Genomic DNA, 13975 nt, shown 5'->3' on the forward strand with positions numbered 1-13975 from the left:
GCAGGGATGGCCGTGACGCAGCAGATGAAGGCAGCGAAGGCAGCGGTGGACCTCTCCGGCGACGTGACTCCGGACGTCGGCTCTGGCAGCGAGCGGGCAGCCGAGGGAGCGGGCGCGCGGGAGATTGCCTCCCTGACCCCCATGATGCGGCAGTACCTGGAGCTGAAGGCCTCCCACCCGGACGCGGTGCTCTTCTTCCGGCTGGGGGACTTCTACGAGATGTTCTTCGAGGACGCGGTGAAGGCCTCGGAGCTCCTCCAGATAACGCTCACCGCCAGGGCCAAGGGCGCGGACAAGGTGCCCATGTGCGGGGTGCCGTACCACTCCGCGCGCCGCTACATCGCCCGCCTGATTTCAGAGGGCCTGAAGGTCGCCATCTGCGAGCAGGTGGAGGAGCCGGGCAGCGGGCCGGGCATCGTCCGCCGCGAAGTCACGCGGGTGATTACGCCGGGCATGGTGCTGGACGACGAGGTGCTGGAGCCGCAGGCCAGCAACTTCCTGGCCTCCGTGTGCTGGAGCGAGAAGGGCTGGGGCGCGGCGCTGCTGGAGGCGTCCACCGGCGAGTTCCTCGCGCTGGAGGCGACGACGGCCGCCGAGCTGGCCGAGGCCCTGTCGCGCGTGGAGCCCCGGGAGCTGCTGGTGCCAGAGGGGCAGCGGGCCTCCGCGGAAGTCTCACAGCTGTGCGGCCGGCTGTCGCGCACGCCGGCGGTGGCGGAAGGGGAGGCGGCGGCCTTCGAGCCCACGCGGGCGGCGGGCTACCTGCGCAGCCACTTCTCCGTGCAGTCGCTGTCCGCCTTCGGGCTGGAGGACGCGCCCCTGGCCACCGGGGCGGCGGGCGCGGCGCTGCGCTACCTCAAGGACACGCAGAAGACAGCCGCGGCGCACGTGGACCGGCTGAGCCGCCAGGAGCGCGCCGGCAACCTCCTGATGGACGAGTCCTCCCGGGCCAACCTGGAGGTGCTGCGCTCGCAGCGGGACGGCGGGCGCAAGGGCTCGCTGCTGGGCGTGCTGGACCGGACGGTGACGAGCCTGGGCGCGCGCAAGCTGGCGCGCTGGCTGGCGTCTCCGCTGGGCGCGCTGCCGGAAATCCATGCGCGGCTGGACGCGGTGGAGGAGCTGTCCGCGCGCAGCGTGTGGCGCGAGGAGCTGGCCGCCACCCTCAAGGAAGTGGGGGACCTGGAGCGGCTGTGCGGCCGGCTGTCGCTGGGTGCGGGCAATGCCAGGGACTTGCGCGCGCTGGGGCTGTCGCTGACGCAGCTGCCCCGGCTGGGGATGATGCTGGCGCGGTGCCAGGCCGCGCTGCTCCAGTCGCTGGCGGGGCCGCTGGCCGCGCTGCCGGACCTGGCCGAGCTGCTGGGGCGGGCGGTGGCGGACGAGCCCCCGGTGACGCTGAAGGAGGGCGGGATGATCCGCCCCGGCTACCACCCGGAGCTCGACCGGCTGGTGGCGCTGTCCACGTCCGGCAAGGACGTGCTCCTGCAGATTGAAGCCCGGGAGAAGGAGCGCACGGGCATCGGCTCGCTGAAGGTCCGCTACAACAAGGTCTTCGGGTACTACCTGGAGGTGACGAAGTCGAACCTGCACCTGGTGCCGGCGGACTACATCCGCAAGCAGACCACGGTGGGGGCGGAGCGCTTCGTCACGCCGGAGCTGAAGGAGTACGAGGAGCAGGTGCTCACCGCGGAGGAGCGGCGGTGCGTGCTGGAGGTGCAGCTCTTCGAGGAGCTGCGGGCGAAGGTGGTGGAGGCGGCGCCGCGCATCCGCTCGGCGGCGGAGGCGGTGGCGGCCAGTGACGCGCTCCTGTCCTTCGCGCGCTGCGCGGCGGAGTTCGGCTACACGCGGCCGGAGGTGGATGCCTCGGAGGTGCTGAGCATCACCGGGGGCCGCCACCCGGTGGTGGAGCGCATGCTGGGGCCGGGCGAGTCCTTCGTCCCCAACGACGTGCGGATGGACCCGGAGGAGGCGCAGCTGCTGGTCATCACCGGCCCCAACATGGCGGGCAAGAGCACGGTGATGCGGCAGGTGGCGCTGACGGCGCTGATGGCGCAGGCCGGCTCGTTCGTCCCGGCGAAGGCGGCGCGCATCGGCCTGTGTGACCGCATCTTCACGCGCGTGGGCGCGGCGGACAACCTGGCGCGCGGGCAGTCCACCTTCATGGTGGAGATGACGGAGACGAGCCACATCCTCCACCACGCCACGCGCAAGAGCCTCATCATCCTGGACGAGATTGGCCGCGGCACGTCCACCTTCGACGGGCTCTCCATCGCCTGGGCGGTGGCCGAGCACCTGCACGACACGGTGGGCGCGCGGGCGCTGTTCGCCACGCACTACCACGAGCTGGTGGACCTGGCCCGTGAGCGCTCGCGGGTGAAGAACCTGTGCGTCGCCGTGAAGGAGCAGGGCGGCAAGGTCATCTTCCTGCGCAAGCTGGTGCCCGGTGGGGCCAGCCGCTCCTACGGCATCGAAGTGGCGAAGCTGGCGGGGCTTCCGCCGGAGGTGGTGGCGAGGGCTCGGGAACTCCTGCAGAACCTGGAGTCCGGGGAGCTGGATGAAGCGGGACGGCCCCGGGTGGCGGTGCGCCAGTCGTCGAAGCGCGGGGCGTCCGCGGGGCAGCTGGGGCTGTTCGTGGCGGAGCCGGCGCCCGCGCTGCAGGCCACGCCCGCCCTGTCGCCCTCGCAGCAGAAGGTGATGGAGACGCTGAAGGCCGTCACCATCGACAGGATGACGCCGCTGGACGCACTGAACCTCCTGGCGCGGCTGCAGCGGGAGCTGGAGTAGGGCGGCGGCGGGGTCGCTCTGGCCCCGCCTGTCGGGCGGAGTGTCGGCTGCATTACATTGCGGCCTCACGATGCTGAAGTTGCTCCCGCTCCTCGCCGCCGTCGTCTTCCAGGCCGCTTCCGGTGACACGCTGTTCGTCCAGGCCAGCGCGCTGAACCTCCGCTCGAAGCCCAGGGCTTCCGCCGCCATCCGCACGCAGGTGCCCATCGGCACCGCGTGCTCCGTCGTGTCCCTGGCGAAGGACGGGTGGGCGGAGCTCACGTGCCTGCAGACGACGGGCTTCACCAAGCTGGAGCTGCTGGGGCCGACGGCGCCGGACCACGCGCAGTTGCTGGCGCAGGGCACGGAGGCGGGGCGGCCCACGGCGGACGCGCTCAACCTGCTGCAGCGCGCGGTGACGCTGAAGCCCACGGACGGGCCCACGCGGGACGCGTTCCGGGAGCTGTTCTGGAAGGCCGAGTTCGAGCGGCTGGGCCGGGCGCGCGCGGCGAAGGACACGCTGAAGACGGCGGCGCCGTGGAGCTTCCCGGAGGGGTGCGCGGACACCGTGGCCTGCGTGACGGGCATGGTGGCGCCCGACGCGGGGCCGGTGTGGCAGGAGGCGCGGACGCAGGGCTCGGACGTGGTGCTGGTGCAGCTGTTCGCGGACGGGCTCCTCTTCCTGCGCTCCGGCGCGGTGGATGCCGGAGCGCGCACCGTGACGATGCAGCTCGAGTCCCTCATGGTGCCGGGCGCGGCGGTGGTGGAGGCGCTGGGGGCGAAGGACTTCCAGGACGCGTGCCAGCCGGTGGACACCTTCGGAAGCGGGTCGTGCGGCGTCGAATACGCCCAGAGCTGCTCGCCGAGTGACTGCTGGGAGCCGTACCAGGACTGCAGGGTCGAGTCCGGGAAGGCCTGTCATGAGTGCAAGCTGGCCTGCAAGGGCACCTGCGGCGACTGCCGGATGAAGTGCGGCTCGCGCGGCAACCGGAAGGAGTGCGTGGCCAGCTGCATCCAGGCCACGCGCGACTGCGAGGCGGAGTGCCAGGCGCCGGTCGACGCCGAGGACTCCGCCTGCGAGCGGCAGTACGACCGGTGCTCGGAGGAGTCGAACCGCGAGTGGGCGCGCACGTGCGAGGCGCCGTGCGACCGCGCCGTCGCGTGCGTCAAGAGCTGCATGGACCGGGGCACCAACATGTACGAGTGCCTCGACCGCTGCGACAACCGGCTGCCGGACTCGTGCCACCACAAGTGCCTCAGCGGGTATCAGTGAGCGTGCGGTGGGTGTCGTTGCGTGGCAGCGCACGCGTCGCGCTCGCCTTCCTCCTGGGCGCCGCCGCGCCGCTGCCCGCCGCACACGCCGAGGAGGCCTGTCCGAGCGACTTCGCGCGGCCAGCACCGGAGGCGCGCCCTCCGGAGGGCATGCGCGTTGTCCCGGCGGGGCGCTTCTGGATGGGGCGCAAGCGCTCGCCCCGCGCGGACGAGACGCCGCGCCACGCCGTGTGCGTCGACGCATTCTTCCTCGACGAGACGCTCGTCACCGTGGAGGCCTTCGCCCGGTTTACCGAGCGCACGGGCTACAAGACGACAGCCGAGCAGCTCGGCTACGGCATGGTGGCCGAGGCGGGCCTGGCCGAGTGGGAGTGGCGCCGCACCCCGGGCGCCACCTGGCGCGCGCCGTTCGGCGCCTCGCCTCCGAAGGACTACGCACCGCGCCCCGACCACCCGGTGACGATGGTGAGCCACGTGGACGCGCTGGCGTACTGCCGCGCGCACGGCCTGCGGCTGCCCACCGAGGCGGAGTGGGAGTACGCGATGCGCGCGGGCACCACGGACACCCGCTTTCCCTGGGGCGACTCGCCGAAGCGGCCCGACGCGAGTTACGGCCTCAACTTCTGGCAGGGCGCCGACCACCGCCAGCCCAGCGGCGAAGACGGCCACGTGTACCTGTCCCCGGTGCGCGCCTTTCCCGCCAATGCGTGGGGCTTCTTCGATCCGGTGGGCAACGTCTGGCAGCTCGTCGCGGACGTCTATGATTCCGGCGCGTATGCCCGCCGCGCGGCGGGCGTCCGCAACCCGGTGACGACCGGGGCGGGCGAGGAGCGCGTGACTCGCGGCGGCTCGTGGTGGTGCTCGGCGAAGTCCTGCCACGGCTACGGCCTGTTCTACCGGGGGAAGGCCCGGCCCGAGGCCCCCTTCAACAACGTGGGCTTCCGCTGCGCGAAGGACGTGGAGGGGACGCGGCCCCGCGGCGGGCCCTGAAGGACTGCCCCGGGCATCAGCTGGCAGGACGGCGAGCTCACGGCGCAAGGCTTTGCTCGAGTCGGAAGCCCTGCTCGCCTGCTCCCACATTCCGGGAACCGGAGTCGCGCGCAGGGGAGGACTCCGAGCCTGTCCGTCAGATTACAGTCCGTGACGCGCCACTCCCCGAAGGCGCCAGTCGTGCAGAACAGTGGGGCCATGAGGCTGGCATTCATCTGTGTAGGAGTCCTGGCCACGGGCTGTGCGGCCCGTGGTGTGCCCGAGCAACCCGCTGGCGTCCCGATGAGCAGCGCGGCGGCGCCCTCCGCCAACGTGGGCGGGGCGGGGGCGCATGCTCCCGTCGTCTTCGAGGGCATGTGTGATGCGTCGGGGGCGGTGGCCCTCGGCGGAGAGCTGTTCGTGGTGGGCGACGACGAGGACAACATCCTCCGCGTCTACGACGCCCGGCGCGGCGGCGTGCCCGTCCAGCGCGTGGACCTGTCGCCCGACCTGGAGCTGCCCATCAAGAAGAAGCCGCCGGAGGCCGACATCGAGGCGGCCACCGGGCTGGGCTCGATGTCCTTCTGGCTGACGTCCCACGGCCGCAACAGCTCCGGCAAGAAGCAGCCGAGCCGCCTGCGCTTCTTCGCCACGCAGGAGACGGAAGGCGGCCCGAAGCTGGTGGGGCGGCCCTATTCGCACCTGCTGGATGACCTGCTCGCGGACTCCCGGCTCGCCCGCTTCGGGCTGGCGGAGGCAGAGGCGCTGGCGCCGAAGTCTCCGGGGGGACTGAACATCGAGGGCATGACGGCGACGGCGGATGAGAGCGCCATCCTCATCGGCTTCCGCAGCCCCGTGCCCGAGGGGCGGGCGCTGGTGGTGCCGGTGCTGAACCCGAAGGAGCTGGTGGACGGAACCACCCGGGCGCGCCTGGGCGAGCCCCGGCTGCTGGACCTGGGAGGGCTGGGCATCCGCTCCCTGTCCTGGTGGCGCGGGCGCTACCTCATCATCAGCGGCGGCACCGCGAGCGAGGCCACCTCGCGCCTGTTCACCTGGCGCGGCGGCGACGATGCGCCAGTGCCCGTGCCCGACATCGACCTCACCGGCCTCAACCCCGAGGCCTTCTTCACGCCCGAGCAGGTGGATGAAATCCTGCTCCTGAGCGACGACGGCACCGTCCCGCTCGACGGAGTCGAGTGCAAGAAGCTGAAGGACCCGACCCGCAAGCGCTTCCGTGGCGTGTGGGTCAAGCTGCCGCCCGAGCAGACCTGAGCGGGGCCGAGACTTCCCGGCCGCGAGGCGCCGTCAGACTGTGGGCCCCAAGGTAAGGTGGGGCTCCTCCGCGAGCCCCTGCTGGAGCTCGGTACGAAGTTGGCATCCGGCATCGGGGCGCTGGAGCCTTCGCCATCAGGCCCTGGCTCTCGAGGTGGAGGTGGGAGCGCCTCCGCGAGCCCTGCTGACGCTCCGTGCGAGCTCGGCATCCGGGCGCTGGCGCCTCGGCCGCCATGTCCGATGGGCACCCCCGCCCGCCACCCGGAGCGCAATGGGGTTGCTCGTCACGGGCGAGCGGAGCCGTGACCCGAGCTGAGGTAGGCTCAGTGCCGCATGCAGCTGGCCATTCCTCATGCTCCCCGGAAGGTACGACTGTCCCAGGTGCCCGGCGCCATGGGGCGCCTCGTGCGCGGCGTCGTGCTCGGCATCGCGGCCATGATGCTCTTCGGCACGGGCGCGGCCCTGGCGGGCCGCTTCTTCGTGGAGGAGCAGGCCTTCGCCTCACGCGCGGAGGAGGTGGAGGCGCTGGTGGTGGCCTCACGCCTGCCGCCGCCGGATGCCCGCGACGGGGCGGAGGGCGCGCTGGAGGTCATCTACACCTTCCAGGACAAGGAGCACTCCGTCGCCAACGTGCGGACCTTCGCCGAGTACGCGGAGGGGCTGGGGCGGGGTGCTCGCATCCGGCTGCTGGTGGACCCGGCGGTACCGGACCGGCCCCGGGAGGCGGGCTTCGCGCGGGCGCGGGCCTCGCGGGTGGGGCTGCTGCCATGGGGCCTGGCCCTGGGGGCGCTGGTGGCGGTGGGCTTCTTCACCTGGGAGGTGCGCCGGCTGTGGCGCGCGGAGGTGGAGCCGCTGCGGCTGGGCGCGCTGGTGTGGCTGACGCCCGACGCGCCGCTGCCGGAGTCCCGGGGCGAGGTGGTGTTCCCGGCGACCTACTTCCGCCAGGACGTGAAGCACGCGGTGCGGGCGCGGGTGAGGCCCGGGCGGGCGCCGGTGCGCAACGGGGACAAGGTCCTGGCGGCGGTGCTGCCCCGTCAGCCCGGCTGGGCGCGCGTCATCGACCAGGACCTGGCGAAGGACCTGGGCTGGGTGCGCTGACCGGGGACCGTTGGGGCCGAAAAGTTGCCGGTGGCATGGGGCCGTGTGACACACGCCTGTAGCTTGCTGTCCGCCGGAGGAACCCATGCCCTCGCGCCTCGCTCTCGTGCTCCCCGTGCTGTTGTTGCTCGTCCCGGGCGCGGTGGGCGCGGCGAAGCGGAATGAGGCCGAGGAGGCCTACGAGGGCGCCCGCCGGGCCTACTACGCGCTGAAGGACGACGCGTCCCGGCGCAAGCTGCGCCACCACTGGCTCAACGTGGTGCGCAAGTTCGAGGCCGTGGCCAGCCGCCACCCGAAGTCGGACCGTGCGCCGGATGCCCTCTTCACCGCCGGCGAGCTGCTTCAGGAGCTGAGCCGCGTCTCCTTCGTGGAGGAGGACCTGAAGTCGGCCATCTCCCACTACAAGCAGGTGCGCGATGGGTACCCGAAGCACCGGCTGGCGGACGACGCGGCGCTGGCGCTGGCGCGCATCCATGTCAACCGGCTGGACCAGCCGGACGCGGCGCGCCGCATCCTGACGGAGACGCTCGCCACCAACGGCAGGGGAGACCAGGCGAAGGACATGCGGGCGCTGCTGGCCACGCTGCCTGCGTCCAAGGGGGCTCCCAAGGTGGCGCCGGAGCTCAAGCCCGCGCCCGCGAAGCCCGCGCCCACCGAGGAGGAGCGCGCCCCCATGGTGGCCCAGGTGTCCCCGCCGGCCGAGCGCCCCGGGTCCGCGCTGGTGGACGCCATCGAGAAGATTGCCCGCGAGCCGTCGCCCAGGCTTCCCCGGTTGGACCCGGCCCCGCCGGTGTCCGGCGGTTCCGAGGGCAAGGGGCTGGACGCGGCGGTGGCGGCGGCCCTGGCGGCGAAGGAGGTCAAGGCGGCTCCCTCGGAGGCCCAGGCCGCGGCCACCCCCGTGACGCAGCCCGGGGCCGAGTCGAAGCCGGCCCGGGACACGAAGGCGACCGAGTCGCAGGCCGTGGCGTCCTCGCAGAAGAAGCCCGAGGCCGAGGCGGCGCGGGACACGCAGGCGTCCGCGGCCGTCGCCGCGCGCGACGTGAAGCCCGAGCCGGTGCCCGCGAAGACCGAAGCGCGGGACGCGAAGTCCGCCGAGCCGCACATCACCGTCGCCGCGCCCGAGCCGCCGAAGCCCATCACCCGTCCGGTGGACGACCAGGTGGCGCAGGCGCGGCTGAAGGCCGTGGCGAAGCAGTCCCGCAGCGCGGAGCTGACGCTGGCGGAGCAGCTCGGGCTCAAGGTGCGGCGCGTGGTCATCGACCCGGGCCACGGCGGGCATGACACGGGCGCCATCGGCAAGGAGGGGACGCGGGAGAAGGACGTGGCCCTGTCCGTGTCGAAGAAGCTGGCGGAGGCGCTGCGCGAGAAGGGGCTGGAGGTGGTGCTGACGCGCGAGGATGACCGGTTCATCCGCCTGGAGGACCGGGCGAAGTTCGCCAACGCCGAGCACGGCGACCTCTTCATCTCCATCCACTGCAACGCGGCGGCGAAGCGCAAGCTGCGCGGCATCGAGACGTACACGCTGAACACGTCCGCGGACCGCTACTCCATCCGGCTGGCGGCGCGTGAGAACGAGTCGTCGGAGAAGGGCATCAGCGACCTGCAGTTCATCCTGGCGGACCTGGCGACGAAGGCCAACACGGAGGAGTCGTCGCGGCTGGCGAACCAGGTGCAGCGCTCGCTCGTGTCGGGCCTGTCGCGCAAGTACACGGGCATCAAGGACCTGGGGCACAAGGAGGCGCTGTTCTACGTGCTGCTGGGCGTGAAGATGCCGGCCATCCTGGTGGAGACCTCCTTCCTGTCCCACCCGGAGGAGGAGGAGCGCCTGGCCTCGGGCGAGTACCAGGCCGAGGTGGCCAAGGCGATTGCCCACGGCGTGGAGGAGTTCCTCAGCGACCGCCGCCGCGTGGCGAAGGTGGACTGAGGCCCATGCCTGGGAATGGGCTGACCTCAAAGGTCGCGCTGACCCCACTGCGTGCCATTCATTGACATCCAACCCCCTGGAATTGCATGAGCTCCAGGTGGCACCTGTCTTGCTAGCACCGCGCGTGTCAGAAGCCTGACACCCCGGGCACGTAGCGGGAGTGGCTCCCGTCGCGTGACCCGATCCGCCCCCGATTCCGGAAGGGCGACGACGCGGCAAGAGCTGGAAGGTGTATGAGATTGACGAGGTTTCGTTGGTGTGTCGCAGCGGCGGCCAGTGCAGGGCTCCTGGCGTGTGGTTCTCCCGCTGAGCAGTCAGCTTCCACCGAGCTGGCGTCCCAGGAGCAGCGCGCGGCGGGCGAGCTGAACACGAACATCCTGCGTGTGAGGGCACTCCTCACGAACCAGAATCCGCAGGTGCTGGAGTTGATAGCGCTCCAGCCGTCGTATTCCACCAGCGCACGCGCGGACAGCACCCAGCCCACGGGGTATACCGCCACGAGCTCCGACGGCGTTCGGACGAGCCTGCTGGAGTTCAACTTCGAGATGCTGGTGGAGGCGGGCGCGGGCGGCGCCAATGGCGTCCGCTACCGGGTCAGCGCGGGGCGCAGCATCGGCAACTCCTCGTTCCAGTTCCCGCCCGTCGACAACGTGGTTGTCAGGACACCGGACGTGCAGCCCGCGCCCACCCAGGTGCAGCTCGACAGCTGCGTCGGGGTCCTCCAGTTCTCGCTCGGTCAGGATTCGACGTGCACCACCGCGCCTGGAGACTCGCGGAGCATGTCCGCGGGCATCGGTCTGTTCGAGCGCCAGGGGAAGTACCTCGGGTTCGTCCGTGGCGGCGTTCCCCAGAACATCAGTGTCTTCTACACGGTGCGGACGGGCACCACCGTGTACTCGAACTCGACCACGGTCCAGGCGACTGCGGGCTGTGATGAGATTGTTCCCGTCTGCATCGTCGCGCAGCAGCCTCCGCCTCCGCCCGACCCGCTGCCGGTGCCCCCTCTGGGTGGGCTGAGCGGCCCGTGGGAGCTGTCGGGAGAAACGCCCATCTCCCGCAGCGTCAACGTCCTCGGCGGCCCCCGCCCCGACTACTCGAACCGGACGAGGAGCGACACGACGCCCTCGGCGCCCATCAGTGAGCCGAGCACCTGGTGGAGCCTGGGGAGCCTGGCCGAGGGCAGCGGCTATCGCATGACGACCAGCGCGCGCCTCGGGCCCTCCCGGCATTTCATGGAGGTCAACACCGGGTATGCGGTGGATGGCATCTCGGTCATCGCGAACCAGACCACCCCCGTCACGAGGGTGGTGGACGGCGTGAGCCGGTATCCCTACGTGATGCAGCCCGCGTACCTCCACGGCGAGCTCCGCCTGGTGGACCCGTACGTCACCCAGCATCCGGGCGCTCCCAGCTCGCTCCAGTCGCTCATGTTCTCGGCGGACTTCGACGCCAATGGAGACGGGATACCCGACAGGTTGATGAACCAGGGAACCTATCTCTCCGCCAGCAGCTCCCCCAGCGCGACCAATGGCAGTGTCGGCGCGCGCTTCAATCCGGCGACCGGAGAGCTCGCGAGCCAGTACGAGCTCGTCCTGGCGAGCCCCTTCAACCTTCGCAGGACGTGGACGCAGGCCCTGGTGCTCCGGTTCGAGGCGGGCCCGCAGGGCGGCGGCGCAGGAGCATTCATCCTCCGCCAGAACCAGAACACGCATCAGCTGGGGGCCGGAGAGCGTGGTCGCATCGACCACGCGTATTGCTTCAACGAAGTCCAGCTCGACTACTGGACGGCGCTGGGGCGTCTCTACAATCCCCGGGCTCTCATCAACGGCGGCTTCACCGGCACGGACTGGCGGGGCCGGCCGGCCGCGTATCAGCTGCTGAGCGGCGACTTCACGGGCACCCCGAGCGCCAGCCAGCCCGCGACCCGGGGCTCCATCCGGATGTCGCTCCCGGAGGGCACCTACACCGTGGCTCGGTCGGCGGTGATGGTGAATGCCAATGGCCAGACGAACAACGCCAACTTCTCACCGCTCCCGCTGGTGCTGGGGTGTGGGCAGCGGCTGAAGATCGTGCCTCCGCACACGGTGTCCATCGCGCCCAACAGCGAGTGCTCGGCGACCGGAGAGGCGCCCGTGTCGGGCATCGTGAGGAGCAGCGGCACCGAGGTGGACCGCATCTGGTACCAGGTCAATGGCGGCCCCGAGGTGACGCTGTGCACGAACTGCGGCATCGAGCCGACCTTCTCGTTCACCGTGCCGCTCCAGGCCTGTGCGAACGAGATTCGCGTCTTCGCCTTCACCGAGGGGATGCCGGAGGCCTCGTCCGGCGCCCAGCAGATCGTCTGGGACGACCCCAACGACGGGCCGAGCTGCGAGGGCTCGGCCTGTGTGGCCCGGACGAACCTGCCGCCCGTGGCGCGCTGCCAGGACGTGACGGTGGTCGCCAACGGCACGTGCAGCGGGTGTGGCTCGGTGAATGCGAGTTCGTATGACCCGGACCCGGGCGACACCATCACCTGCGTGCAGTCGCCGGAGTGTGCGTCCGGCGTCGGCTCGCGGCAGGTGACGCTCACCTGCACGGACTCGGAGGGGGTGTCCTCTTCGTGTACCGCGATGGTGACGGTGGAGGACCAGACGCCGCCGACGCTCATCTGCCCGGCGCCCATCGTCGTGCAGGCCACGGAGCCCGAGGGCGCCCAGGTCACTCCCGGGACGGCCACTGTCGGTGATGCCTGCTCCACGCCCCAGGTCTCCGGGCCGCAGGCCGGGACATACGTGGCGGGAACGCACACGGTGACGTACACGGCCACGGATGGCGCCGGGAACCAGGCGACCTGCAACTCCACCATCCAGGTGCTGGAAGCGCCCAACCCGCCCACCGTCACCCTGGGCAACCAGCCGCGCTATACGCAGCTGACGCACCACACGCTCTGGGGCTATGCAACGCCCGGCGTCTCGGGCGCCGCCGTCACGGAGGTCTACTTCACCGTGGATGGGGGCCCGCACCTGGCGCCCACCACGGTGAACCCCGTCGGCGGCTACAACAACGTCGAGGTGGACCTCGCGGAAGGCACGCACGTCATCGAGATGGTGGCCATCGACGCGGCGGGAGTCCGGAGGAGCCGGACGACGACCATCACCGTGGACCTCACCCCCCCGGTGCTCACCGTGCTCTCGCCGACCGCCGGCCAGGAGCTCTCGTCCCCCGTGGTGCAGGTGGTGTCGTCTGTCACAGACGTGTCGCCCACGCGGGTGTGGACGCAGTGGGTGATGGACAGCGAGGTGCCGAGCGGCACGGGCACCGTCACCCACCAGGTGGACCTGGTGAACCGGGGAGACCGCGTCATCTTCGTCCGCGCCGTGGACGCGGCGGGGAATGTCACGGAGCGATTCCTCCAGGTCTTCATCGGCCCGGAGCCGCTGTCTCCGCTCGCCCGTGACGCCGACGTGGCGCCCCAGGTGGGAATGGCTCACTGAGAAATGCCGGAGGGGCGCTCGGCTTCACGCGCCCCTCCGGGCGGTACTCCCGGCCAGCAGTGCCCTGAACCGCGGGCTACTTCTCGCTGCGCTCGCGGACGTCGAACCGGCCCGCCTTCACCTGGTGCCGGTCGATGGTCAGGGTGTCCGCCTTCAGCGTCCCCCGGACGTCCAGGGCGTAGTCGTTGTAGACGGCCTCCACCGTCCGGGCCCGGAGGTCACCTCCGATGATGACGGGCCCTTCCGTGTAGAAGGCATTGCACTCGAAGTCGCCGCCCACGAAGAGCTGGCGCCCCTGGCGGTTCGCGGCATCGCCCTTCACCGTCAGGTTCCCCGTCACCATCAGCGAGCCCACGCCCAGGTTCCCGTCCACCACCAGGTCGCCGTGGTGGATGGACACATTCTTGGAGACCTTCTTGACGGTCTTCTGCTTCGGCGCGCGGGTCGACACCTCGCGGATGAGCCCGATGCAGGCGAACACCAGCTCCGGCTGCATGGCGCCGTGCTCCTCGATGCTCGCGTAGAGCCCGTCGAGGGTGACCGAGTGCTCCTCGACGAAGACGCTCTCCATGAACGTCGCCAGCGCGGCGAGGGGGCCCGGCGCGGCGCCCGCCAGGTAGCGGGTGACGGCCTCCTCGCTGAGCTCCTTGAGCTTCTTCGGCGGAGGCGGCCGCTGGGACTTCGTCTTCTTCAGGAGCTCGACCAGCAGCGGGACGACGCTCTTGCTGTGCCGCGAGCTTCGCGCGACGGCCAGGACCGTCCTTCCAAAGGGGTCCTTCCCTCTCGGGTCCACGCCGTTGTCGATGAGGAACTGGACGACCCGGTCGGCTCCGAACTCCGCGGCCCGGTGGATGGGCGTGTCCCAGCCCATCGTCGCGTGGATGTCGGCCCCGTACTCCCTCAGGAGGCGGATCAGCTCGACGTTGTTCTGGGTCACCGCGACGGCCAGGGGCGTGTGGTTGTTGACTGTCTTGAAGTCCAGGCTCACGCCCTCGGACAGGAGCTGGCGGATCTTCCCGACGACCTCGGCGTTGCGCGCCTGCTGCTTGCCCAGGAGTTCGAGGTACTCGGCCTCTGGAAGCTCGGCCTTCTTGTAGGTCTGGGTGTAGTGCAGGTTGTCGATCTGCTGCATCAGCCTGACCAGCTCGTGTTGCGCGTCCGTCATGCCTCCGTCGTAGGCCATACCCACCGCGCTTGCCATTACTCT

8 protein-coding genes are annotated in these 13975 nt (G+C 71.0%); 7 read left to right on the forward strand and 1 reads right to left on the reverse strand.

The genetic code is table 11. From position 1 onward, the window contains the following. The first annotated feature begins 6 nt into the window (after positions 1-6). The 7 genes from mutS (at position 7) to LXT23_RS12515 (ending at position 12768) form a co-directional block, all read left to right on the forward strand. On the forward strand, positions 7-2778 hold the full coding sequence (mutS, locus tag LXT23_RS12485) for a DNA mismatch repair protein MutS (RefSeq protein WP_253980347.1): 2772 nt from the start codon (positions 7-9) through the stop codon (positions 2776-2778). Positions 2779-2848: 70 nt separating this feature from the next. Next, positions 2849-4030, forward strand: coding sequence for an SH3 domain-containing protein (locus LXT23_RS12490; RefSeq protein WP_253980348.1), 1182 nt, complete (start codon positions 2849-2851; stop codon positions 4028-4030). A 17-nt stretch (positions 4031-4047) separates the two neighbouring features. Continuing rightward, positions 4048-5019: a formylglycine-generating enzyme family protein gene (locus LXT23_RS12495; RefSeq protein ID WP_253980349.1), complete on the forward strand. Its 972-nt coding sequence runs from the start codon at positions 4048-4050 to the stop codon at positions 5017-5019. Positions 5020-5217: 198 nt separating this feature from the next. Continuing rightward, complete coding sequence (locus tag LXT23_RS12500; protein WP_253980350.1) at positions 5218-6270, forward strand: DUF3616 domain-containing protein; 1053 nt, start codon at positions 5218-5220, stop codon at positions 6268-6270. 333 nt (positions 6271-6603) lie between these two features. Next, entirely contained in the window at positions 6604-7368 is a 765-nt protein-coding gene (locus tag LXT23_RS12505; RefSeq protein WP_323378913.1) for a DUF3592 domain-containing protein, read from the forward strand. 85 nt (positions 7369-7453) lie between these two features. Beyond that, positions 7454-9292 (forward strand): N-acetylmuramoyl-L-alanine amidase, encoded by a 1839-nt coding sequence (locus LXT23_RS12510; protein WP_253980352.1) that lies wholly within the window; start codon positions 7454-7456, stop codon positions 9290-9292. 239 nt (positions 9293-9531) lie between these two features. After that, entirely contained in the window at positions 9532-12768 is a 3237-nt protein-coding gene (locus tag LXT23_RS12515) for an HYR domain-containing protein (protein WP_253980353.1), read from the forward strand. 76 nt (positions 12769-12844) lie between these two features. Here LXT23_RS12515 and LXT23_RS12520 read toward each other — a convergent pair whose 3' ends face one another. Continuing rightward, complete coding sequence (locus LXT23_RS12520; RefSeq protein WP_253980354.1) at positions 12845-13933, reverse strand: ankyrin repeat domain-containing protein; 1089 nt, start codon at positions 13931-13933, stop codon at positions 12845-12847. Positions 13934-13975 lie beyond the last annotated feature (42 nt).

Origin of the sequence: Pyxidicoccus xibeiensis (assembly GCF_024198175.1) — a bacterium.
Taxonomy (GTDB): Bacteria; Myxococcota; Myxococcia; order Myxococcales; family Myxococcaceae; genus Myxococcus; species Myxococcus xibeiensis.

Coding starts and splice junctions, on each gene's coding strand:
- LXT23_RS12490 (WP_253980348.1), top strand. CDS start 2,849: ATGCTGAAGTTGCTCCCGCTCCTCGCCGCCGTCGTCTTCCAGGCCGCT.
- mutS (WP_253980347.1), top strand. CDS start 7: ATGGCCGTGACGCAGCAGATGAAGGCAGCGAAGGCAGCGGTGGACCTC.
- LXT23_RS12520 (WP_253980354.1), bottom strand. CDS start 13,933: ATGACGGACGCGCAACACGAGCTGGTCAGGCTGATGCAGCAGATCGAC.
- LXT23_RS12505 (WP_323378913.1), top strand. CDS start 6,604: ATGCAGCTGGCCATTCCTCATGCTCCCCGGAAGGTACGACTGTCCCAG.
- LXT23_RS12500 (WP_253980350.1), top strand. CDS start 5,218: ATGAGGCTGGCATTCATCTGTGTAGGAGTCCTGGCCACGGGCTGTGCG.
- LXT23_RS12510 (WP_253980352.1), top strand. CDS start 7,454: ATGCCCTCGCGCCTCGCTCTCGTGCTCCCCGTGCTGTTGTTGCTCGTC.